General features: G+C 48.4%; 19 protein-coding genes. 8 read left to right on the plus strand and 11 right to left on the minus strand.

What is annotated here, in order from left to right; all coding sequences use genetic code 11:
- Window positions 1-25: 25 nt before the first annotated feature.
- Window positions 26-1141, plus strand: a complete 1116-nt coding sequence (locus L4D19_RS03345; protein ID WP_428451191.1) for a glycosyltransferase — start codon at window positions 26-28, stop codon at window positions 1139-1141.
- Window positions 1142-1513: 372 nt separating this feature from the next.
- On the opposite strand, the gene L4D19_RS03350 is transcribed toward L4D19_RS03345, so the two are convergent.
- Window positions 1514-4366, minus strand: a complete 2853-nt coding sequence (locus tag L4D19_RS03350) for a cation:proton antiporter (RefSeq protein ID WP_428451192.1) — start codon at window positions 4364-4366, stop codon at window positions 1514-1516.
- A gap of 27 nt (window positions 4367-4393) precedes the next feature.
- Window positions 4394-5746 (minus strand): ABC transporter substrate-binding protein, encoded by a 1353-nt coding sequence (locus L4D19_RS03355; RefSeq protein WP_428451193.1) that lies wholly within the window; start codon window positions 5744-5746, stop codon window positions 4394-4396.
- A 201-nt stretch (window positions 5747-5947) separates the two neighbouring features.
- Between L4D19_RS03355 and L4D19_RS03360 the strand changes: the two genes are divergently transcribed.
- The 3 genes from L4D19_RS03360 to L4D19_RS03370 all read left to right on the plus strand — a co-directional run bounded on the left by L4D19_RS03360 (window position 5948) and on the right by L4D19_RS03370 (window position 10015).
- Window positions 5948-7735, plus strand: coding sequence for an adenylate/guanylate cyclase domain-containing protein (locus tag L4D19_RS03360; protein ID WP_428451194.1), 1788 nt, complete (start codon window positions 5948-5950; stop codon window positions 7733-7735).
- Window positions 7736-7745: 10 nt separating this feature from the next.
- Window positions 7746-8885, plus strand: coding sequence for an ABC transporter substrate-binding protein (locus L4D19_RS03365; RefSeq protein ID WP_428451195.1), 1140 nt, complete (start codon window positions 7746-7748; stop codon window positions 8883-8885).
- 176 nt (window positions 8886-9061) lie between these two features.
- A complete protein-coding gene (locus L4D19_RS03370; protein ID WP_428451196.1) occupies window positions 9062-10015 on the plus strand; it encodes an alpha/beta fold hydrolase in 954 nt (317 codons plus the stop codon).
- 94 nt (window positions 10016-10109) lie between these two features.
- Here the strand turns inward: L4D19_RS03370 and L4D19_RS03375 are convergent, their stop codons facing one another.
- From L4D19_RS03375 to L4D19_RS03385, 3 genes are all read right to left on the minus strand, one after another.
- Complete coding sequence (locus L4D19_RS03375; RefSeq protein WP_428451197.1) at window positions 10110-11504, minus strand: amidase; 1395 nt, start codon at window positions 11502-11504, stop codon at window positions 10110-10112.
- A 49-nt stretch (window positions 11505-11553) separates the two neighbouring features.
- A complete protein-coding gene (locus tag L4D19_RS03380; protein WP_428451198.1) occupies window positions 11554-12444 on the minus strand; it encodes an AraC family transcriptional regulator in 891 nt (296 codons plus the stop codon).
- A gap of 273 nt (window positions 12445-12717) precedes the next feature.
- A complete protein-coding gene (locus L4D19_RS03385) occupies window positions 12718-13077 on the minus strand; it encodes a hypothetical protein (RefSeq protein WP_428451199.1) in 360 nt (119 codons plus the stop codon).
- Between the two features lie 279 nt (window positions 13078-13356).
- Here L4D19_RS03385 and L4D19_RS03390 point away from each other — a divergent pair, with 279 nt between their 5' ends.
- On the plus strand, window positions 13357-13923 hold the full coding sequence (locus L4D19_RS03390) for an outer membrane beta-barrel protein (protein WP_428451200.1): 567 nt from the start codon (window positions 13357-13359) through the stop codon (window positions 13921-13923).
- A 21-nt stretch (window positions 13924-13944) separates the two neighbouring features.
- Here the strand turns inward: L4D19_RS03390 and L4D19_RS03395 are convergent, their stop codons facing one another.
- The 3 genes from L4D19_RS03395 to L4D19_RS03405 form a co-directional block, all read right to left on the minus strand.
- Complete coding sequence (locus L4D19_RS03395) at window positions 13945-15021, minus strand: sensor histidine kinase (RefSeq protein WP_428451201.1); 1077 nt, start codon at window positions 15019-15021, stop codon at window positions 13945-13947.
- 62 nt (window positions 15022-15083) lie between these two features.
- Window positions 15084-15809, minus strand: a complete 726-nt coding sequence (locus L4D19_RS03400) for a sensor histidine kinase (RefSeq protein WP_428451202.1) — start codon at window positions 15807-15809, stop codon at window positions 15084-15086.
- Window positions 15810-16154: 345 nt separating this feature from the next.
- Window positions 16155-16757: a response regulator transcription factor gene (locus L4D19_RS03405; RefSeq protein ID WP_428451203.1), complete on the minus strand. Its 603-nt coding sequence runs from the start codon at window positions 16755-16757 to the stop codon at window positions 16155-16157.
- A 525-nt stretch (window positions 16758-17282) separates the two neighbouring features.
- On the opposite strand from L4D19_RS03405, the gene deoC reads away from it, so the two are divergent.
- Entirely contained in the window at window positions 17283-18056 is a 774-nt protein-coding gene (deoC, locus tag L4D19_RS03410; RefSeq protein ID WP_428451204.1) for a deoxyribose-phosphate aldolase, read from the plus strand.
- Window positions 18057-18177: 121 nt separating this feature from the next.
- Window positions 18178-19602 carry an aminotransferase-like domain-containing protein gene (locus tag L4D19_RS03415; RefSeq protein ID WP_428451205.1) on the plus strand — a complete coding sequence of 475 codons (1425 nt, stop codon included), beginning with the start codon at window positions 18178-18180 and terminating at the stop codon, window positions 19600-19602.
- Between the two features lie 84 nt (window positions 19603-19686).
- Here the strand turns inward: L4D19_RS03415 and L4D19_RS03420 are convergent, their stop codons facing one another.
- Together L4D19_RS03420 and rihA are read right to left on the minus strand one after the other, a co-directional pair.
- The gene (locus tag L4D19_RS03420; RefSeq protein WP_428451206.1) at window positions 19687-20541 is read right to left on the minus strand and encodes an alpha/beta fold hydrolase; all 855 of its coding nucleotides are present in this window, start codon (window positions 20539-20541) and stop codon (window positions 19687-19689) included.
- Window positions 20542-20799: 258 nt separating this feature from the next.
- Window positions 20800-21735, minus strand: a complete 936-nt coding sequence (gene rihA, locus L4D19_RS03425) for a pyrimidine-specific ribonucleoside hydrolase RihA (RefSeq protein ID WP_428451207.1) — start codon at window positions 21733-21735, stop codon at window positions 20800-20802.
- A gap of 255 nt (window positions 21736-21990) precedes the next feature.
- On the opposite strand from rihA, the gene L4D19_RS03430 reads away from it, so the two are divergent.
- Window positions 21991-23004 carry a manganese-dependent inorganic pyrophosphatase gene (locus tag L4D19_RS03430; protein ID WP_428451208.1) on the plus strand — a complete coding sequence of 338 codons (1014 nt, stop codon included), beginning with the start codon at window positions 21991-21993 and terminating at the stop codon, window positions 23002-23004.
- A 61-nt stretch (window positions 23005-23065) separates the two neighbouring features.
- On the opposite strand, the gene tyrS is transcribed toward L4D19_RS03430, so the two are convergent.
- A complete protein-coding gene (gene tyrS / locus L4D19_RS03435) occupies window positions 23066-24259 on the minus strand; it encodes a tyrosine--tRNA ligase (RefSeq protein ID WP_428451209.1) in 1194 nt (397 codons plus the stop codon).
- Window positions 24260-24306: the final 47 nt, after the last annotated feature.

Below are 24306 nucleotides of genomic sequence, written 5' to 3' on the forward strand. Positions count from 1 at the left end.
TCAGGCCATGATGAAAGGATGCCGAATGGATATGGTTGCCAAAAAACATGTTTGTCATCTAGTCCACGGCTTTCATGTCGGCGGGCTGGAAAAGATCATCGTCAATTGCATTAACCAACTGGGAGAGCAATATCAACATACGATTGTGACCTTGACCCAGGCTGGAGAGTTAGCCAAGGAGCTTCCGTCTTCGGTCACTGTGATTGAGCTGAACAAAAGTCCGGGCAACGATTTGTTATTGTATCCGCGCCTTTACAGGATTTTTGCTGAGATAAAGCCGGATATTTTTCATACCTATAACCTGGGCACTATCGAGTACCAGTGGGTGGCATGGCTGGCCAGGATTCCACTGCGGATCCATGCCGAGCATGGACGAGATACCTATGATCCGTATGGAAAGGTAGCCAAATACCGGTACCTTCGACAAATAAGCTCATGGGTTATCCATTACGTTGTGGCCGTTTCCAATGATTTGTACCAGTGGCTCCAGCGTGATGTCGGTATCCGTCAAGCCAAATTGGCCTTGATCACTAATGGCGTTGATGTCGAATATTTCTCACCGCAGTTCAGAAAGCCATCCCCGGGTAAATTCATCATCGGCCATGTGGCCCGCCTGCAAGGCATTAAAAACCAAACGCTGTTAATTCAGGCCTTTCAACGTGCCTGCCGGTTAGATGGTGACTTTTCGCGGCAGGCTGAGCTGATGCTTGTTGGTTGCGGCGACGATATGTCCGCGTTGAAAGCTCTGGCTAACAGCAACTCACAGTATGGCGGACAAATTGTCTTTACCGGCCGGCAGCAAAATGTCCGTAGCTATTATGCGCGTTTTGATGTCTTTGCGATGTCGTCGATAGCCGAAGGGATCCCGGTCACCCTGCTTGAGTCGATGGCCATGGGGGTTCCCCATGTGGTCACCCGGGTCGGGGGGATCCGGGAAGTGCTTCTGGAAGGAGAAACCGGACTTGGTGTGGAAAGCCAGGATCGCGATTCGTTGGCCACTAGTCTTCTAAAACTTTTTCACGACCGGACATTGCGCGATAGTATGGGGCAGGTGTCACGACAAAGGGTTGAACAACACTTCAGCCAGCTGGCAATGGTCGAAGCCTATGCTGATCTTTATTATCAAGAAGGCAACCACTAAATGGGAGGATAATTGTTGTTTAGCGCCTGAAGGGCGTAGGTTACTACCGTCTGCTACTCGCTGAAATTACAGTGTAAACTGAAGCTTGATTGACTTTCGGTGTCAGTCTGGCGGTTATCCGCACCATGAAATGAAGAACTACAATTAGTGCCTAGCACACTGAGTATAAGAACCAATAAAGGAATGATATTTATCATAATTATTGTGATGAGTTTCTTCATTGTTTCTTTTTTCCTCTTTGGGTTTGGACGCTTTATTCCATTCGTCAATTACCTCCTGATATAAAATCTAGATAAAAATTGTGGTTATCTTGAGTCATGATTAAGAAACCTGCCGAAAATACAGTAACTAGCACATAAGAAGATAGGTTCCTTATTGCTCTTGGTTATCTCCTTGCAATTTGAGCCGAGCCTTAAGATCTGGCTGAGTTACCAGCAGGGTATGCAAGTCTTGTTTGGGCAGGACAAGCAGTTCGCAATAGCCGGTGGCAATAACATCAGCATTGCGGGGTTCCTCTGAAAGGAGGGCCTGCTCGCCGAAGAACTCACCGGCACCTAGCTGTACAGGTACTTGCTTGCCAGTTATGACTTCAACATTGCCGGTGGCAATAAAAAACATGGCATCGCCTACCTCTCCCCGGGCAATTATCTTTTCACCTGGCGCAGCAATGCGTGATTTTAGCTGGTTGGCTATTGCCTTGGTGGCGCTGTTATCTAGCGAGGCGAACAAAGGCACCTTGGTGATGAGAGCATTTTTATCTAAACGCCCGCTGGCCACTTCTGTAATTTGCGCCTGAAGATCAGGGTGAGCTGCGATAATGCGGTTGAAGTCATCCAGCTGAAGAACCAGTAATTGGCAATAGCTTATTGCCGTAATGGTTGCACTGCGGGGCTCCTGGGTAAGTAATGCCAGTTCGCCGAAGAAATTACCGCTACCCAGGCGGACCGGCTGGGGTTTGGTTGCGGCCTCGACAGCCCCGCTGGAGATAAAATACATGGCGGTGCCCGGCTCTCCCCGGGTGATAATATACTCGCCCGGAACCACTAGCCGGGGGGTAAGCTTATCGGCAATTTCACTGATCTTGTCTGAGCCTGTCTTGGCAAAAAAAGGCACCTTGGCGACGAGTTTGTCCGGTTCGAGGCCGAGATCCAATTTTGGTTGACGGTCCATGATACGGTTGCGCTTATCCAGCTCGCGAACCAGATCATTAAACACTTCCTGGCTGATAATATTTTCGTCGAGCATTTGGTGGTAGCTGGCTTCCTCGAGGCGAAGGGCAACACGGACCAAATGACGTTTTTGCAAGGTTTCTGCGTACTCTGGATATTGGAGTCGCAGCGCATCCAGGGTCTGCTGGATGGCCTGCAGGCGCTCGATGAGCAGTGGTTCAAGCTCTAAGGCCAGATTATCGCCAAATAAGGGCGGGATTTTGTCATGACAGTATTCTATCAGTGCAATGACCGCTGTTTCGTGAACGCTCAGGACTTCAAAACGATTGGCGAGCTGGATTGCCAAAGGACGGGAGAATCCCATGGTCCGCTGCAGCCACAGGGCTGACCGACACATCACACCAAACTTCAGAGCATCCGTATAGGCTTCTTGATAGCCCCGGACGTTGCCGATTTTTATGCCGTCTTGCAAATCATCGGCATGGAACAGCAATGAACGGGTAATTTTGGCCGAGTCTAATCCGTCCGAGAAACGTTTCAGATAAAGGTGGCGCTCGTGGTTGGTCAGCGTGCTTAATCCGACACCTAGGGTTACCGTATCGGATTGCTCGCCTTTTGACATTGAGTGTTCAACCCGGTTCAGGCGTTGTTCGTAAATGTCTGCGACACCGGTGGCGATGGTTGGCTTGATGTTGTCAGTGTGGGCGGCATGCTCAAGTCCTTCGCGGATCCGCCTTATCGACAGTGCCATCACGCGGTTACGGATCATCCGCTCTGTCGGAGGAAGCTGGTCAAGTCCGAAAAAGCGCATCATTGCCCCCATCGTCGGGGCATTGATAAACAGCGTGAACAGTACAAAGCCGGTCACGAGAGAGGCGACAAAGGTCTTGATGTCATCTGAGATGCCTGGTGTTTCGAGGATCACCAGCGCCAGGGCCAGCGAGACGGCGCCACGTAGTCCGCCCCATAGCATGACAGTACGAAAGGCCAGGCTGATTTGTTGCCCCAGGCCGATTTTATTGAGAAACGGCAGCACCAAATACAGCACGGCGGTACGGGCTGTAAAGGCGGCGACAGTCAGGGCGATCAACGAGATAAAATGTGCCGTGGTAAAGTCCACCAGAACCTTGGGGACTATCAGGCCCACTAGGAAGAAGATCAGAGAATTGGCCCAAAAGACCAGCTCTTCCCATGTCTCGGTCAGTGTATGCCAGGTATGCGGGGAGATCTGGGTACGGCCGAATGAGTTGATAACCAGGCCTGCGGTGACAACGGCCATCACCCCCGAGACATGCAGGTAGTGCTCGGCGAGCAGAAAGCTCAGGTAGGCAAGGCAAATAGTGAGCGTGATTTCGACCAGCGGCATATTGCGCAGTCTGCCGATCAGAGAGGCGACTGCCCAGGAGGCGAGCAGGCCGACCAGAATGCCGCCGAAAAACACCTCGAGAAACTTGCCAGCCGCAGAGATGACGCCCGCGTCGGAGTTGCCGAGCAGTATGGTGACCAGAATCGTAAACAGGACGATGGCCGTTGCGTCATTAAACAGACTCTCGCCTTCAACCAGTATGGTCAGCCGTTTGGGGGCACCCAGATTTTTGAAAATGGCGACAATGGCAACGGGATCGGTGGCAGAGACAATAGCCCCGAGCAGCAGGCAGGCTACCAGGCTGACTTCGGACACGCTCCAGACAAAGACCCCGACCAGCATAGTTGAAATGAGCAGGCCGAGAATGGCCAGCAATAAAATAGGGCCGATATCTGTCATCAGATGACGGGCATTGATATTGAGGGCAGACTCGAAGATAAGTGCGGGCAGAAAGACGAAAAAAACCACTTCCGAGGTGATATCCAAGGCCTCGAGCGAGGTAAGGAAGTCCCCCAGGATCCCCGGCGGGTCAAGGTTGCTGGTAGCCAGTACGATCCCGCCCAGCAGGGAGCCTGCAACGGCGAGCAATACGGTGTAGGGGAAGTTGATCCGGTTGGCAATCGGTAGCAGCAGGCTGGCAATCGTCAGCAGGCCGACCAGCCCCAGCACCAGAAGAAATGTCTCATGCATGCCATCGCCTCCTATAGTGCGTTAGGCCTAGATCCAGGGCGGTTGCCGGAAACGCTGTTCGGCATATTTTATCGGCCAGATAATTTTTGCCTGCCCGTCGAATAGCTGGACCATTGGCAGGTAGAAGCCTTTCATAAACGGACCGGTCATGACCTCGTTGGCAGACAGGGCGTTCGGCCCCGGGGCGGACGAGAACTGGTAGTAGTTCCAGACCCCTTTATAGGGGATCTGACGGATGATGGCTGTCAGCGTATCGAAGTCCAATGAATTGGCGGTATTGAGGGCCTTGATTGCCATTCGGGTATAGTCGTAGTGAAAACCCGCCGCCGGAATCGTGGGTTCCTTGCCGTATTTAGTCGTATACCGCCTGACCCACCATCGCTGCCACAGCGCGATAGGCATGGCTGAGTCCATCGTGACCACATAGTTTGCAGCATCGCCCGTCATCTCATGCCAATTTCCCAACCAGCGCAGGCCATGGCCGAGTAACAGCGCTTTTACGCTTAGCTCTTTGAACTGTTTGACGAAGCTGCTGACGGCAACGTCACCGGTTGATGTCATGGCGACCAGCGAGACCTGCTCGGATTTGTATTTGTTGATCAACTGACGGAATTCGGTTTCGTCCAGTGCTGCGGTATCGAAGGGCAAAGGGTCAAAGCCCGCTTCTTTGAGGCTGAGCATCAGTGCTTCGCCCCATCCTCGCCCGAAGGCACTATCCTCGACTAAGATTGCCGCACGCCGGTTGGCAGGCTGCCAAAGCCCATGTTCCAATAGATACTTGAGAGGAGCACCATAAAGGCCGGCGAGTTTTGGCGGTGAGGGCCATCCTTTGAACCAGCCCCGGTAACGCTGGGGATCATCGTTTATTTTGGCTGCGATATACTGTGATGCCCCCAGGTGGCCAAGGTGAATCGTATTGAGATCGGCCGTTACATCCATCAGTGCCAAGGCGACGGATGAATGCCAGCCCCCAACCATCAGCTTGACCCCTTGCTGCTGAATAGCCTCGGTAGTAGCTTTTACGGCGACTTCCGGGTTTGACTGGCTGTCTACCCATATAACTTCAATATCATGCCGTATGCCATTGATGGTCACCGGGGCTTCACCAGCTGCCCTGGCATCTTCAAGTGCCATCAATACCCCCTGTCTGATGGCATCACCGGTCTGTTTGGCCGGGCCGCTAAATGGTCCGCAAACGCCGAGTTTCAAGGGAAGGTTGGAGTTTTGGGGAATATCGGTAGCATCCTGGGTACCAAGGACATTTGGCGCGTATATGGAAAGAGTGCCAGCCGCACCAAGCATACTGGCGGTATGGATAAACTGCCGCCTGTTTAACGGGCTAAAGCGCGCTTGGGTATTGCTTTGTTTTAAGTTCTTCAAGGTCTGGCCTTTGCTTTCTTATTCTCGGAGGCGCGGCATGTCGTGCGCTGATGCCTATCTATTCAGGTTAGCCTAAGTGCTGGTGGTTGCCGGGGAAGAAGGTACACGCAATAAGTCAAGCGAGGTTGTCTGGGCGTCTATACTCACTTTGACTGGTACTTTTTTTGCTTATTTTTCGCTAACGGATTCGGGAGGAATTGAATGGGGCTTTTGCAACAGAGTCTTAAGGCCCGAATGACTGCCTATTTTTTGTTGGTATCCGTGTTGGTCGTGGTGGCGCTGGCATCGGTGACCTACTTCCTTGCGGCCGAAACTCAAAAAGAGATCGCGATTGATCAGTTTGATTTGACGGCTGATCACAAAGAGTTCGAAATTAACCGCTATATCGCCGAGCAGATAACTGTTGTAAGGAACATTGCTGAACTTGATGAGCTTCGGGCGGCGGCCGATGCTCTGCTGGTCGAAGAAACAGGGACGGCGGCATACAAGACAGCTCATTTTCAGTTGGCAGAGGTGTTATTTCTTTCGACCTTTCTTGATTACGGCTCGGCAACGGCCTCTGATCTAACAGAGGTGTTTATGATGACCAGAGTCGGCGGCCGGGTCTTCTTCTCGACGCAGCCTGATGATGAAGGTGATTATCGGCTAAACCATCAATATTTTGTTCAGGGACAGAAGGAAACGTTCTTGCAGAAGGTGTACCCCAGCCCGGATACGGCTGCACCGACCTTAACCGTATCCACTCCCCTGTTGAGCCCGACTGGCGAGTTGCTCGGTGTGCTGGCCGCCCATGTCCGCTTGTCAGTGTTGGTCGAGATTGTCAGTCGGCAAACAGGGCTGGGGGAAAGCGGTGAGGCATACCTTGTCGATGCCCATAATCGTTTTATCTCTCCCGAGCGGTTCGGTCATGCCTCCTATCCGCGCGGAGTTCATAGTCAGGGTATTGAAACGGCCCTGCAGGGCCATAATGGTGCCGGGCTATATGATAACTATGCCGGCGAGTCAGTGATTGGTAGTTATCGGTGGCTGCCTGAGCTGGGGCTGGCCCTGATATCAGAAGTCAGGGCTTCAGCGGCACTGGCACCCGCCAATCGGTTTGGCGTTATGGTACTGGCTGTCGGTTTGCTGGCTGTCGGTTTGTTGAGCATCGGTATCTATCTGATTGCCGTTAGGATCACCCGGCCGATCTCGGCTGTTACTGAGACGACACTGAAAATCAGTGCCGGCGATCTGACTCAGACTGCTCCGGTGCTGACTCAGGACGAGACCGGGCTGTTGGCGCAGAACTTCAACCAGATGATTGCCAGGCTGAAGAAGACGCTCGACGACCTGGCTGAAGAGCGTGAGAGATCCGAGCATTTGCTGCTTAACATCTTGCCGGCTCCCATTGCTGAGCGCCTGAAGCATGGTGAAGACACAATTGCTGATAGCTTTTCCGAGGTCACAATCTTGTTTGCCGATATTGTCAACTTCACGCCGATGTCTGCCGGGTTGCCTGCAGCAGAAGTGGTGGGCTTGTTGAATGAAATATTCTGCGAGTTTGACAGCTTGAGTGAGCGCCGGGGATTAGAAAAAATCAAGACCATTGGTGATGCCTACATGGTTGGGGCGGGAATTCCTATCCCGCGTGACGATCACGCTGAAGTGGTTGCCGAGACGGCGCTGGATATGCTCGACGTCATCGCATGCTTTAACCAGCGCCATGGTAAGACACTCAGCATTCGCATCGGGATCAACAGCGGACCCGTTGTTGCCGGGGTGATTGGTACCAAAAAGTTTATCTATGATATTTGGGGTGATGCGGTTAATACCGCTTCGCGGATGGAGTCGCAGGGATTGAAGGGCGGTATTCAGATCACCGAGGCAACCTACAAGCATTTGAAAGATGACTATGAATTTGATGATCGTGGAATGGTCGTGATCAAGGGAAAGGGAGAAATGCACACTTATATGCTTAAGGGGCGTAAGGAAGCAGCGGTCAACGAATAAGGATAGGTCTATGAAGTTATTTTCCAGCATGCTGATAGTTTTTGTGCTTGTTTTAGTGGGTTGCGACAGCCAGCCGTTACAGGAAAAAGAATTGCGTATCGGATTGATTGCGCCGATCAGTGGGCAGATCCCGGAAGTCGGGCTGGCAACGGTAGAAGCGGCCAAGTTGGCGGTGCGGGAGGTCAATGATCGGGGGGGCTTGATTATTGATGATGAGCGTTATCATGTGGCGCTGCTGATTGAGGACAATCAGGATAATGCCGAGCAAACCATCAGTGCTGCACTGCGACTTATCAACCAGCAGAACGTCAGCGCCATCATTGGCCCGCAGGCGAGCCGTAATGCCATTCCTGCTGCCCGGTATGCCGAATATGCTCAGATTCCGTTACTCAGCCCCTGGTCGACCAATCCGGAAACTACACGAAACAAGAAATGGGTCTATCGGATTGCCTTTAACGACACCTTTCAGGGGCAGCTGATGGCAAGGTTTGCCTATCAGGATTTGGGCTACCGGAAAGCGGCTGTGTTATACGATGTCTCCAGCGAGTATAACCGCAATTTGGCTGAGGTATTTCGTGTTGCTTTCAGGGAGCAGGGTGGCAGGGTCGTTGCCTATGAGCTCTATACCCGCGACGCGCCGGATGTGACTGAGCAGTTGCGTCGTATTCAGGCTGCGGCCCCAGGTGTACTGTTCTTGCCCAATTATTATAACGAGGTACCTGAGCAGGCCCGGTTGGCAAGAGAGCTTGGTCTTGATGCCATGCTGCTTGGCAGTGATACCTGGACGCAAATTCCTGAGTCGGATCGTGATGCGCTTGAAGGCGCTTATTTCAGCACGCATTACGCCGTCAATAAAGCCGATGGTGAGGCGGTGCATTTCAGGGCACGTTTTAGAGAAGCTTATAGCAAGGAACCGAGTGATGTCGTTGCGTTAACCTACGATGCTTTCGGGATGCTCTTTGAAGCGGCAAGGCGCAATGGTGGTACCGATCCGAAAGGTATTCGTGATGCATTAAATACCTTAGGGGGCTATGAAGGGGTGACAGGTCGAATCGAATATAAAGAATCTGGCGATCCGTCGAAAAGTGCCGTTTTGCTTGAAATTAAGCAAGGCGAATTTGTTTTTAAGCGCAGGATAGATCCGGAATGATTGAACTAGCGAGTTAACGATAAAGTGACAAGTGTCATTATTAATTGCAGACATAATGCCACACAAACCTTCGTCATGATTTACTATCATGGACTTCACCTATTTGTACTTTCAGCTTGAAGATGGGAAGCACAAGACCGTGTATTCACATTTGGATAACCGAAAAAGGATTTACGATGAAAGCTGCACTTTATTCCCTTGCTCTTCTGAGTACTTCAGTTTGTGCAAGTAGTGATAACGATGAAACGTTTTTTTCTCTTCAAGAAGTACAGCAAGCCAAACCGGTAGAGCTCGCAGATAGCTTCATGACCAGGGCTTCAGATGATTTGGCGTTGGCTGTTCGCTCGTATATTCCACCAAGCCCGAAGGCCGTATTTATCTTCTATCATGGCGGAGGAGCCCATAGTGGAGTGTTGTATAACCATTTAGCCGTTGGTCTTGAAACTAAATATGATATTGCTGTTTATACTCCTGATCTTAGAGGCCATGGAGACTCGCAAGGCGACCGAGGTGATAGCCCCTCGAAACAACGTGTTTGGCAAGATATCAGCGATATGATTGAGTTTGTGAAATCCAAGCACCCTGGTAAGAAAGTCTTTCTCGGCGGGCATTCTAGCGGAGCTGGATTGGTGCTTAATTACTCGTCATGGGAAGAACGAGTGCCAGTTGAAGGCTACAGTTTTGTCGCGCCGTATTTTGGCTATAAATCTGAAACAGATAGAGAAGGTAGCCATTATCAGTTCACTGACGTTAAAACCTCCTCATTTATTATTAATAGTATGAGTGGCGGTTTCTTTTCCGGACATGATAAAGCCGTGCAGTTCAATTACCCTGGTGAGGTATTGGACAAAAATCCAAAGTTGGTTGCCTATAACACTGTCAATATGGCCAATGCCTTGACGCCGGATGACCCAAAAGCGCAGATAGCATCGTTAGCCAGCTTTGGACTTTGGATGGGGAAAAACGATGAAGCTTTTGATGCTCAGAAAACGGCTGATTTTGTAAGACGACACCAGAGCAAGCAGGCAAACAGTGATATCTTGCTAGTGGACAATCAAAATCATTTCTCGATAATCCTTGTAGCTGATGACTTCGTTGGCGATTGGATAATCAACCAACTTAGTGATTAAGAATGTTGTAGGCATTATGTTCCTATTACTCTTCTATGGCATAACAGGTGGTATCTTGATGTTGCATACCACCTAGTTTATTTATGATATTCTTTTAGCTCGTAGATCCAAGCAATGCAGGACATGCGGGCATCTCGATATAGTTGGATAACTCTTCTGCTATTTGCAGGAGCTTAGCCTCTCCGTTCATTTGCCCGACTAATTGAATACCCACAGGCAGCCCGTTGCTGTCCAGACCTATGGGCATAGTGACAACAGGGTGGCCGATCAGGCTGATAGGTGTCGTATATGCAGTCAGCGCATCAAGATAGTTCAATTCCATTCCGTTGACGGCTAAAGGGATTTTATAGTCTCTATTGGGCCCATTTTCAGAACTTGGACTTATATGCTTGAAGGCTGTGCAGCACGTTACCGGCAGTATCCAGGCATCATATTGCTGGAAAAATGTTTGGCAATGCTGAACCAAGTTTTCTCGCATAGTAAGGGCTTGTTGATATTCCTGCTTATTTCGTCGATAACCCTGCATTACATTGGCCAAAAAGTGAGGGGAACGATGACTGCTGCTTTTTCCTGATAAGATTGTGAGCCACCTAATAAAAGGGTTCATCAGGCCGGATGTTTCATACCCCATGATGCGTCCATATGACTGCCAGGCATCGACAAAACTCAGTTGTTCGGGTTTTGATTGATGACAGTGATGCCCTGCCTCCTGCCATCGTTTAATCGCCTGATCCATCAGGTTACAGATGTCGGTGTCGAGAGGAAGATCTTCCGCCTGCTGCCAAAAAGCCAAATTTAAGCTCCCTATGTTGTCGACATTGCATTCCCCTTCGAGAGAATGCCAGATCAATGCTAAATCCTCTGGGTGTCTTGCAAGAGGGCCCGGACGGGCAAAGTGTGGCAAGGAGACATCTGGCTTGATAAATATTCCTTTGTTAGTCAATGCTCCTTCGCTGGGTAGCAAACTGTATACGCCGCAGAAGCTGGCAGGAATTCGCAAAGAGCCTGCTAAGTCGGTACCGATATCGACAAAACTCATCCCTGAGGCCACAGCAGTTGCTCCGCCACCGCTGCTGCCACCGCTGGTATAGTCTTGGTGCCACGGGTTATTACAGAAGCCACGAATCTTGTTACTTGTTTGGAAATCCATGGCGAGGGGAGGAAGGCTGGTTTTGCCGAGCAGGCTGGCACCTTGCTGAAATAACTTGGCGGCAACAGGTGCTGTGACTTTACTGACTGTTGTTTGGGGAAGGCCAAAGCTGCAGGGGAAACCTTCGATATGGAACTGATCCTTGAAGCTAATCGGTAAGCCAGCCAAAGGTGATGACGAGGTATTGGCCTGGATGTGATCTTGGTAAATAAAAGCGCCGAGATCTGGGTCTAGCTGTGATATCCGGTTCAGTAAGTGCTGTTTGAGCCTATGCGGGCTTGTTTTTCCTTGTTGGAGGTGCTTACAAGCCTGAACGGCAGTTAGTTGATGAACAGTCATAGGTTTCGTCCTTGCTAAGTTAGATAGGACTAATTACACCAAGGTTTCACTATGTAGGCTGTTCCGATCCTGCGGTTTTTATCGGTATGTAAATCTGTGTAAGCCAATCTTTTTCTGGTGTTGTGGCCGGAGAGGTAAGGTAGATCTCAAACGGGAGGGTATCCCTTAGTTCATAGTCTGAGTTTGGTAACCAGGCCCTGAAAACCTGATTCCAAGTCTGGTATAGGTAATCGTAGCTGCCTTTGTGTACACATACCGCCCATAAACCTGTCTCGATTCGAAGCCAGTTAGCGCTCCAGCTTGATGTTTGTTGCTGCGGGTAGATTGCACCGTACATTACATCGGCATGGCTGTCATTCAGGCTTTGAGGACTGGCTGGGAATGCACTTGCTAAACCATATAGTCGTGGCTGTTGGCTGAGCTGCAGAAAGTCAGAGGCGATAGTTGCCTGATCCTGTTTGAGGAATGTACCGTCAACGGCACCTCGGGTTGTCTTGTAGTTGTAATGCAGCTCAGGCAACGATCGGATTTCGACCTTCAGGTGTGGATTTTTCGTCGTTACGGTGTTTAAAAAGGGTCGAGATCTATCATGGCTTAATTCGGCTTTTGTCGGATGGAGGCGGAACTCGCTTGGACTAACAGAAAACTGTTGCCTGAAAGCGCGGGTGAAAGCACTGTGGGTTTCGAAACCAGAACACAGTGCAATATCGAGTACGCCTAAATCAGGCTGAGCAAGAAGTTGCTTGGCTGATAGCTCTAGTCGACGATGCAATACATATTGGCTGACAGACTCTCCCAAATAAGCACGAAACATACGCTGGAAGTGAAAGCTTGATAGACAGGCATGCTGAGCGATTTGCTCGGCAGACAGTTTTTTATCTAGATTGTGGTCAATAAAAAGGAGGGCCTGTTCCAGTTTATGTCGTGTGCTATCGCTCATACCTATAGTCATTCTCTTTGGTATCTGCTGTAAATAGTAACAAAACCACCAGAAGATGTGAGGCTTGATTTTGTGTTTTGCCTGCACGATAGCCGACTTTTATTTATAGTTTGATGGTTTGCTTGCAGGTCGAGCATTGATAGATGCTTTTATAAAAAAAGCGTTGCCAAAAATTTCGTTTTACTCTGAATACTCTGGAGTGTTTACAAAACATATTCGGCTCCTGTTAATTCTTGAAAGACTAATTAAAAATAAAGACTAATGTTCAGATATTTACTGGCTTCTGCAGTAATCCGGTAATTGACGTATATTTACCATTTCGATCCCTAGCGATTTTCTTGCACCGAGTGTCGTGATGAGTGTTGATTTATCATCACTTATTATGATGTCGTCTAATAGTTGCTCATGATTAAAACCGAGAATGTCATTCAGTGGAACGGTCAGACATAGATCACCGGTATTACGGTAGAAAGTATGACGGTTCTCTTTTAACTCGAGTAATATTTCATATTCATCTGACTTCCAAATACCATTGATTTTATTTTTGGTGTGTTTTGTGTTGGTTGAATAACATGCTGATAATGCTATAGACATTAAAGTGCAGAACAGCATATAACTAATAATCTTCATCATGTTTACCTATTCTTCTACACTTGGAAATAGTTCTGACGTTGCGTGTTAAATATCAAAATACAGTGATTCTAATAGTGTTGTTGATTTATGGTGTAATGTTACAACTTTGTTTACAGGTGCGTAAGTGAGAATAATCATTAGCTAAATGTGACAAATGTCATCAAGCAATAGATACATACTGCAATATACATGGGCTCTGAGTAAATCTACCATCACAGTTGTTCTTTCTCGTTACTGGCTAAGTAACAACAATACAGTTGGAAGATGATGGAAATTACAATGAATCGAAATATTGCGCTTCTTGCTACCCTTCTTATTGCATCAAGTTTTAATGCCCAGGCGGTTACAACAAGAGTCGGTGGTTTTGTCGGGGTGAAAAACATGGAAGATGACTCGGTGTGGAAACCATTTGAAGAACAGCTAGAGCTCGGGGCTACAGTGGACTTTCAACCAGACACCTGGCCTGTCAGTATTGCCACTGGCGTGTATTGGTCTGCTGATGCCCGAGATGAACAAGATACGGATCTGAGTTATGAAGAAAATAACGGCACCACGACTGAAATGTTGCTTGGTCTTAAGCGGTCCTGGACCTTTTATGGGACAAGTTTGCGTCCATATTATGTTGCTGGGCTGGCCTATATTTCAGGGGAGAGGGTTGAGTTTGGCAATAAGCAAAAAGATTCACAGTTAGGGTACTGGCTAGGGACTGGTGTCTACTGGTCATTCACGCGGCACTTTGATATCGGAATCGACGCGCGATATTCGAGGGCAGAGGCCGACTTCTCCGGTAAGGAAGTTGATTTAGGAGGTACTCATTTCGGATTTACCTTAGGGTATACTTGGTAGTTTGCTGAGCTATATCGTTCATCAATGGGGAAGCCTGGCTTCGATGATAGTTCCGGGTTTGCCATTGATGAATAACTTGCCGTTACATTCGGTGACTCTATGTCTTATACCAGCAATGCCTGAGCCCTGGCTGTTACCAATACCAATGCCGTTGTCTTCTACCCTTAATACGATATATTTCCCGTTGCTGAACATGAAGATTCGGACATCACTGGCCTTGGCGTGGCGAATAATGTTTGTGACTATTTCTCTGTAAATTAAAGAGAGAGATGCTTCTTGCCGGGAGCTGACAGCTACTTTTTTGATATGTGTGAAAGTTGACATACCGGCGCTGGATAACATCTCTTTGCCATTGGTTATTTCATTATCTAGTCCTCTTGACCGATAACCGGAAATAGCACTCTCAACATCAGACTTGGCCGTTTCCGCGATGTCACAGATATCAATGATTTCAGACTTGCACTTTTCAGGAGCGGAAGGAGAGAGACGAACGGCCAGCTCAGATTTCATGACAATCATTGATAGGGAGTGGCCAATGAGATCATGTAAGTCACGCGATATTCTTTCTCGCTCAACTAGTGTTGATAAGTATTCTATGCTTTTCTGCTGTTGTTGAAGATTGAAGTAATCCATATTAGCACTGGCTCTATATTTACTTACAACCGTAAAAAGCGTCATCTCTATCAAAATGAGCACAATGGCTACCCAGTGGTATTCCAGTATGTAGAGCTCGATAGCAATAAGTATCATTGATAATACATACATTGAAATAAGCAGGCGGGTTTGAACCACCAGGCCGAGCATTATTGCCGAGTAGAGGAGAAAGATGCCACCCCAAAAATTATAGGATGAACAGATAAGGCCAATGATAAATACGGGGATAATGTATATCCAGCGCTGAGACGCTTTCGCATGAAAGATATGAAGAAAGCAGAACAAAAAAGTAACTATAGCGATCCAGGCGAAGTACTGTTCTGTCACCGACAGTGGCCAAAATACACAATACGCTACATAGAAAGACAGGTAGCATAGGGTTAGATACATTAGCTTGTATTGATTGAATAACTCTTTGTCAGGAATCAGCTTAAATGTCTTCATTGTCGTTACTCAATACAGCTTATTGGTTTTCATATACATAGCCAGTAACCCCTTTATCAACGTTAACTCAGCGGGAGTGTTACAACCACGCTGAATGTGCTGGTTTCTCGGAAATTAATACTGCCGTTTTGAATACTTTGTTCCAGTATGCTTGTCAGTTCGTTATCACGCCATGTTGTGTCTGGCTCGCCATCGGTATTAAAGGTGCATACTATACTGCGGTCTAAGATACGGATATCAAACTGGCAGATGCTGCATCCCGGAAGAGAGGCAATGATATTAAATAGCGCTGAAATGATTTCTGCCAAGTGACTTTCTGATTCGGGTTTGATGGCCTGAATATGCTGGGTGATTGCCAATGCGATACCGTTATTGGCTAGTTGGTTGTGACCATCCTGGAGTGCACGTTGAATAGTGCCGAGCCGATAATTAACCACGATTCGTCTTACCTTGGATAAGGTCTCTCGCGTAAGAAGTTGGATATTTTTGATGTTCTCTTTAGTTTCGTTATCATTTTTGTCAATATTGCTAATGGCGTCACTACCTAACTCTTCGATCGTGTCAAAAACATCAAGTAAATCTTTGCTAAGATCTTCTGCGACGCGCTCTCTTTCGGCATTTTTAGCAAGTAAATCAATTTTCTCTGCACCTAATATAAGAACATGTTTCTGTTTTAATTGACTAATATACGTCGTCTCAACGATGACCGATGTCACAACTCCCAGAATAAAAACTGCTATGTAGCCACTAAAAACCTCTATGTTAATCGCTTGAGATACAGATATCATGAGAATGATAGAACAAAGGGTATATCGTAAGTATTTACTATTTATTCGGATCAAAGGAAGCACGGCACAGAAAAACAATGGAAATGCATAAATGCTTAACTGAAACAGAATTGATGCAATAAAGAGAATAGAAAAACAATATACAGAAATGCCGATATCATTGGACTTTAAAAGTTTAAACGAGAAATATGCAATGGAAACTGTACTGAGAGCAAATATACTAATATCTTCCCTCTGGGGTGGGAAGAAAACTAATAGAAGTAGAAACAGAAATAGTATTATTACCATTTCACCTATATATATCAGTGATATCTTCCTATTTAAATCGAGCGAGCCAAGCATTGTTTATAACCACCCGTTCTCTTTCGCAATTCGATAGGCATCAACACGGTTGGATGCATTCAGTTTGCTAATTGAGATAGAAATATAATTTCTCACGGTGCCTTCACCTAAAAATAAGGTGTTAGCGATTTCTTTATTGGACAGGTTATTGCCAACAAGCCTTAATATTTTTCTTTCCTTATCTGTTAAAGGATCTTTGTCCGTCAATGCTGCGATAGCCAGATCTGATTCAACAACGGTTTCCCCTTTGTGAACCCGTCGGATTGCATCCACTAATTCTTCAAAAGGAGAGTCTTTTAATAAGTAGCCTTTAACGCCACAGTCTAGCGCTCTTTTCAAATAGCCACTTCGTGAGAACGTGGTAACCACAATAACTTTAATGTTCGGGTAATTGTGTTTAACCTCTTCGGCTAATTCAAGCCCTGTTTTGTTGGGCATTTCCAGATCGGTAATAATAATATCGACAGGGTGATTTACCAGGTAATCTGTTGCTTCTGATCCATCTTTTGCCTTGTTGACGACAGAAAAATCATCATACATATCAAGCAAGGTTGCCATAGTACCAAGCAACATTGTTTGGTCTTCGACAAGCATTATTTTTAACATTCGACTATTCCTAACAGCAAATATTTCCTATAAGCGAATAGCAATACGGTTGAATATCACAATCAACATATTTGCCGGGGTGATGATAGCAAATTTTATATCTCATATCTCAATAGGATTTGGGGTGTTGATAAGTCTGGCTCATCGCTCCTTATTATATTTGCCAGCTGTTCCATGCTTCATGTCATGTTCCTCCAATCTGTTACAGGGGTGTTTGTAGTTGATCTGTTCTACGCCGCCTTTGCCCAACTGTGTTTCAATGCCTGCACTGATTCGTTAATCACGAATCTTTAGCTGTTGCCGCCTTATCAAACAAGGCCGCGATAGTAGCCCCCTTGATTTGTAGGGGGGGGCGGTGAAATGGACTTCAATGGGGTGAATGTTCTTCGATATTTGCCCCAATCTTCAAGGAACCACGTCCGCTTCTCAAGCTGTTCGGTGTCAGCAAAGCCTGTTGAAAGACAGATCGCCGGTATGACATTGCGCAGATCGAATGCACTAGATATTTACTGGACTGGAGAAATTATGAGTGAGTTAAAAACAGCAGCGTTGCGTGCACTGAAGTTAATGGATCTGACTACCCTTAACGATGATGATACCGATGAAAAAATCATTGCGCTGTGCCGCAGTGCCAAGACGGTTGTCGGCAATACGGCGGCGATATGTATCTATCCGCGATTTATTCCTATTGCCAAAAAGACCCTCCGTGAGCAGGGCACTCCCGACATTCGTATTGCGACAGTCACGAACTTTCCGCACGGTAATGCAGATATTGATATTGCAGTAGCCGAAACAAAGGCAGCGGTGGCTTATGGTGCCGATGATGTGGATGTGGTTTTCCCGTATCGAGCTTTAGTCGCCGGTGACGAGCAGGTCGGCTTCGAGCTGGTCAAGCAATGTAAGGAAGCCTGTGGCGATAAGCTGTTAAAGGTGATTATCGAGTCGGGTGAGCTGAAAGATGCAGGGCTGATCAGGCGCGCGTCCGAAATATCGATTGATGCCGGTGCTGATTTTATCAAAACCTCAACGGGTAAAGTTGCCGAAAATGCCACGCTTGAAGCAGCGGAAATCATGTTGAACGTGATTAAATCCCTGGGAGTCGAAAAGAGCGTGGGCTTTAAGCCTGCAGGCGGTGTAAGTACAGCCGAAGAAGCACAGCGTTACCTGGAGATGGTTGACGCAATTATGGGGCCGGAATGGACCGACCCTATGCATTACCGCTTTGGAGCGTCGAGTTTGCTTGCCAATCTTCTCTATGCATTGGGAGAAGGTGAGAATGAAGTAGAAGCTAGCTACTAAGCTTAGCTAGGTCTGAGGCCGAATTATCTACCTCAGACCGCTACGATGATAACTTTCCAGATCGAGCCAGCCGCTGCGGCGCCTATGGCTCGATTTTATGTATAGAGGTTAGTGAAAAGGCATGCCTGTACAGAAGACGCGTTATCATGCAGTTGCCGCAGAGATCCAGCTCCAAATCGAGCAACGAATTTGGCTGCCCGGAGAGCGGATCCCCTCGGTAAGAGAAATGAGCAAAATTCACGGTATCAGTCCGATGACAGTGCTGAAGGCTTATGAGCTCCTGGTGCTGGGCGGGTGGATTCATGTCAAAACCAAGTCAGGGTATTATGTAACGCCGCATCATAACCGTTTGCCCGAACCCGCGCAGACATTCCCCCAGATGTCGAATCGCTCCATTAATATCAATGCGCATGTGTTCGAGGTGCTAACCGCATGTAAGCGTGATGAGGTGATGCCGTTCGGTTCGGCTTTTCCTGATCCTGAGCTATTCCCATTAAAACACCTGGGGCGTGCTTTGGCGCAAACCGTGAGAACCATGCCACCCCAAAGTGCGGTGACTGACCTGCCTCCGGGCAGTGTGGCCTTGCGCCGTGCTATTGCAAAGCGCTATATCCGTGACGGTATTGATGTGTCGATAAATGACATTGTGATCACCTCGGGAGCGATGGAGTCACTTGGGCTTAGCCTGATGGCGGTCACTCAGCCGGGTGACTCCGTAGCCATCGAATCACCGGCATTTTACGGGGCGTTGCAAACCGTAGAGCGCCTGCACCTGAAAGCCGTTGAGATAGCGACCCATCCACGTCATGGTATGTCGGTCGATGCACTGAAAGAAGCCATTCAAACCCAGGATATCAAAGCCTGCTGGCTAATGAGCAATTTCCAAAATCCGCTGGGTTCGTCAATGCCGGAAGCCAACAAGATAGCGATCCGGGATTTGCTGGCCGCGTCCGATATTCCTTTGATTGAAGATGATGTTTATTCCGAGCTTTATTTCTCCGAGGAAAAACCCAAAGCCATTAAAGCCTATGATGAGCAGGGGCTGGTATTGCACTGCTCCTCTTTTTCAAAATGTCTGGCACCGGGTTTTAGGGTTGGGTGGGTTGTTGCCGGACGCTATGCCAGACAGATTGAACAGCTTCAGCTGATGTCTACGTTATCTGCAGCGGTACCCAACCAACTGGCGTTTGCCCAGTACGTGCAACACGGAGGGTATGACCGACATCTGAGACAATTAAGACGCCAGCTCGAATTACGGCAGCGGCAGATGCAGTATGCCATCGAGCAGTCCTTTCCCAGAGATACGAAAATCACCCGCCCGGCTGGTGGCTATTTTTTGTGGGTTGTGCTGCCGGAACATATCAATACCGAGCACTTACTGCAGAGCCTGCTCAAGGAGCATAATATCAGCATTGCTCCGGGTACCTTGTTTGCGAGTGATGACAGGTACAAGCATTGTATGCGTATCAATTGCTCTTATTCTTGGTCTGAACTAACCCAGGCTGCCCTTAAGACACTGGCCGAATGCCTGCATAAGGCTTGCTAGTGTGACTGTATAAGGGTGAGGAGCATACTTTTTACATCGTGATGAACGATATCAGTTGTGCTCCAACACCCATTCAGTGCTTATTTATGCCCAGGCTCTTAGTATCTGGGTAAAGCGTTCTGGTTCTTCCAGTGGAGGGGTATGACCGCTTTGCTCGAAGATATGAAGTGTCTGGCGGGCAAATGGTCGGGAAAGGGAAAGCCATTCTGACGGACGGGCAATACTGAAATCTTTTTGTCCCATCAGGATGAGTACCGGAACCTCGATTGCCGAGGTGTACTGCTCAATGTCAATATTGGCAAAAACGTCTCCCCACATTTTGTCGAACAAGGCACTATGGGCAGTGAGTCCTTGCCAAAGCCAGCTTTCGTCATAGGCATGATCAGCCCAGCGCCTGGCCCTCAGCCTGCAGCAAATATGGATAAATTTTCGTTCGGGATCCGATTGAATGTCAGATCCCAGCTGACCGATATCTGTCTCAAACTGCGTCTTTCGCAACTCGTCGGCATTACTTTCCCAATAGCGTTCAGCAGCTTGGTGGCTGTCCGGGCTTAGGTTCGGCGATGCGCCGCACAGGACGACTTTGGTGATATGGGCGGGATAGCGTTTGGCATAATCTAGCGCCATGTACGCATGGCCTGAGTGCCCCATGATCATAGCCTGGTTGATTCCCAATTTCTGTCTGATGTACTCGATGTCCTCGCTGATAATCTTCAGGGAGATATCGTTAGCTTTGGGTGGGTGATTTGATGAGGCAAAACCACGGTGATCGATGAAGATACACTGAAAATGCTGGCGAAGCGTTTGTGGTATGGCTCGGTCATAGTAGTGAGCGCTACCAATGATCAGCAAGGGAGTACCTTGCCCGTCAACTTTAACCTGTAGTTGGTAGCCTTCACGATCGACGGTAAGTGTCGGTGAAAATAAGGTGGAATTCATAATACTCATTCATAGTTAATCATTACAGAAAGTCCCTCCATCCTTATCGGGATAGAGTGATGGAGTTAGTGAGGTAATGATTAAAATCGTCAGCGAACGAGTTTCATGTCTTTACTATTGCCATGCTTAGCTTGATTAGAGTGTCTGTAGTGTAAGGCCAAAGACAACCAAGATCCAATGGTAAGGTTTAATGGCACGGCTCAAAGGTTAGGGAGATCATCGATCTCCCTTTATTCACTGTAAACCAGTGACATAGTATTAACTGAAGTAGCGCAAGCTTTTCGCCAGCAAGTCGACAAAGCCCTGACGGTAAACATCGAACAGCACGGTTGCATTGGCAGGCTTGCCGGAGAGTTGATAGCGGTCGACGACAGTCATCCCTTGGGTATATTCGCCTTTGGTTTCAATCCCTACCCAGCATTCCTGTGATGTGAATAGCTCGGGTGCAAGCAACCAGGCAATGGTACACGGATCATGGAGCGGCGCGCCTTCTAGTCCCCACTTCGGATCACGGTGGTAGATCATAAAGAAGTCGAGCAAATCGGCGACCACATCGGAGACCGGGTTGTCGATGGCGCGGATCCGCTCTATATCGTCATCCATGATTTGGGCTCTGTGGGTGACATCCAATCCGCACATCGTGATTGGGATGCCGGAACTGAACACCATATCAGCGGCCTGTGGATCAACATAGATATTAAACTCGGCTGCCGGTGTCCAGTTACCGGTTTCAGCCCCGCCGCCCATTAGGACGATGCGTTCTATCTTGTCTGTCAGTTCGCGATGGGTTGCCAGTAGCAGGGCGATATTGGTGAGCGGTCCTGTTGGAACAAGTGTTACTGGTTTGTCACTTTCTTCAAGGACGCGCGCCATCAGCTCTACAGCATGCTCTGTTTGCGGCTCAAACCCCGGTTTGGGCAGTGTTGGACCGTCAAGGCCGCTTTCTCCGTGAACGTTATCGGCAATAATGAGCTCTCGGGCCAGTGGTTTTAACGCACCACCGGCAACGGGTATATCGCTGCGACCCAGCAAGGTGAGAATGCGCAGGGCGTTGTTGAGGGTTTTATCCGGAGTCTGGTTGCCCGCACTAGTGGTAACAGCCCTGATATCCAGGGAGGGGGAGGCACAGGCGAGGATCAGGGCGATAGCATCATCGTGACCAGGATCGCAGTCAAGGATAATTGGGCGGCTCATGAGGGTACTCCATTGTTTTTTAAAGAATATACCGCGTTAAGTGGAAAGAAAGTGTGAATAGCCCCGGGAAACGGAGAAACGCTTTGTAATGGTTGTTTAATCGTGTAACACCGGTCATTCGTCATTGGTTTTTGCGAGGCTTTTAAAATTTTAGTAATAAAATCAGTTGGATAAATTCAAATGACTGTCACTGTTCTGTCACCAAGGTAGAATATTTTTTTCGATCTTAATTATCTGATAATAAAAGGTAAAACCATGAAATCGAGTCATATTCTACTTCTGCTGTCGTTGGCTAGCACAGGAGCAGCTGCCTTTGAACTCGGGGCACCGAAACACAATAACACCGATAATCTGGTGTGGACCGGGCACCTTAGCCCGGATACCGACTCCGTGACATCGGCGCTGGTTGCCGCCCATATTTACGGCGGTACTGCGGTGGTTCCGGAAGGTATTAACCCGGAGAGTCAGTTTGTACTGGATTATTGCCAGGTGGCAGCGCCTAAGCCACTAAGTGATTTTAGCCAGAAGGCGGTCGGCCTGGTTGATTTCAACCAAAAAACACAGTTGCATCCGACCATTGATGAGAGCAGCATCGTGGCAATCGTTGATCATCATGCGATTGGCGGAGCTCCGGTCAATATGTCGCAGGTAGCCCCGATTGATATCCGGGCCTGGGGATCTGCCGCGACTATCCTGGCTGATCGTGCCGAGAGCCTGGATATTGATTTACCGGCTCATTTGGCCTGCACCACGCTGGCCGGGATCCTGTCCGATACGGTTGTGTTCCAGTCTTCGACGACCACTGAATATGATCGTTACTATGCCAAAGAGTTGGCGAAGGAAGCCGGTATTGCCGATCTGAAAGCGTTCGGCCAGAAAATGCTGGAGGCAAAGTCGGATCTAAGCCATATCAGTGCGGCTGAAATCCTGACCATGGACTACAAAAACTTCTCCTATGGGGGCAAGAAGGTCGGTATCGGAGTGGCGGAAACCTTAACTGCCCAGCAGCTGCTTGACCGTCGTAATGAGTTTGTCGCTGCTATGATTTCCTATAAAGAAACTCAGAAGCTGGATCACCTGTTCTTTGCCGTAATAGATACCAAGAACAAGCGCGCCAATCTGTTGTGGATTGATGATATCGATGCGGCTATCGCGGCCAAAGCCTTTACGGGCCAACCAAAGCAAGGCTGGCTGGTACTAGATGGAGTGACATCTCGTAAACGCCAGATTGGTCCTGCGATACAGGGCGCGATTGAAGGCAAGAAGTAACTATACTTACCATCTTAATATGGCCGCGGAAATGACTCTGCGGCCTTGTTGCTTATCCTTTTTATTGTCTCGCTAGACAAATCCGGGCAAAACGTCGCTTCCCTACCTGATACATCTCGGTGCCCTCTTTGGGAATAAGCTGAGTATCCGTCATTTTCTGACCTTCAATCTTAACAGCCCCCTGGCGGATCAACCGTATTGCCTCGGATGTTGAAGCTACCAGCCCCGCCTCTTTGAGCACATTGGGAATTGCCAGTCCGTGCTGTAATTCGATAGTTGCCAGATCATCGGGCATGACATTGTGTTTAAATCGTTGCTCGAAGGCCTGTTCGGCGATATCGGCGTCTTGCTCTGTGTGAAAGCGGGCCACAATCTCTTTGGCCAAAAGTACCTTGATCTCCTTCGGGTTCCTGCCCGCCTGAATATCGACTTTTAGCTGGTTGATCTCTTCGATTGATTTGAAAGACAACAGCTCAAAGTAGTTCCACATCAGGGTGTCGGAAATCGACATCAGTTTGCCGTACATGCTGTCGGGCGACTCGTTGACACCTATATAGTTGTTGGCCGATTTCGACATCTTTTTGACCCCATCTAGACCAATCAACAGCGGCATCAATATCACTACTTGAGGCGACATCCCGTGATGCTTTTGCAGCTCGCGTCCCATCAGCAGGTTAAAAGTCTGGTCGGTGCCGCCCAGTTCGATGTCTGCTTGTAGTTCGACCGAGTCGTAGGCTTGTAGCAGCGGATAGATGAACTCGTGGATCCCGATAGTCTGATGCGCAGCGAAGCGTTGTTTGAAGTCTTCCCGCTCGAGCATTCTAGCCACTGTCTGGCAGGCGGATAGCTTTAACATACCTTCGGCACCGAGCTGGGATAGCCAGCGTGAGTTGAATTCTATGGTCGTTTTGTCGGGGTCGAGGATTTTAAATACCTGCTGCTGGTAGGTCTCGGCATTGGCCAGCACCTGCTCGGTCGTCAGTGGCGGGCGGGTGGTGTTTTTACCGGAAGGATCACCGATACGGCCGGTAAAGTCGCCGATCAGGAAGGTAATATGATGGCCGAGATCTTGAAACTGGCGCAGCTTGTTGAGGATCACCGTATGGCCTAGGTGGATATCCGGCGCGGTCGGATCGGCGCCTAATTTAACGCGCAATGAACGGTTTTCGCTAAGCTTATTGGCCAGTTCTTCTTTGGGAATGATGGCATTGGTACCGCGTTTGACAATGTCGAGTGCTTGTTGCAGTGAAGGCATGAATGTTCCTTATGGGCTGAGTATGGGAGGCTGGTATGACGAATTTC

The sequence above is a fragment of the Photobacterium kasasachensis genome (assembly GCF_050336885.1).
Taxonomy (GTDB): domain Bacteria; phylum Pseudomonadota; class Gammaproteobacteria; order Enterobacterales; family Vibrionaceae; genus Photobacterium; species Photobacterium kasasachensis.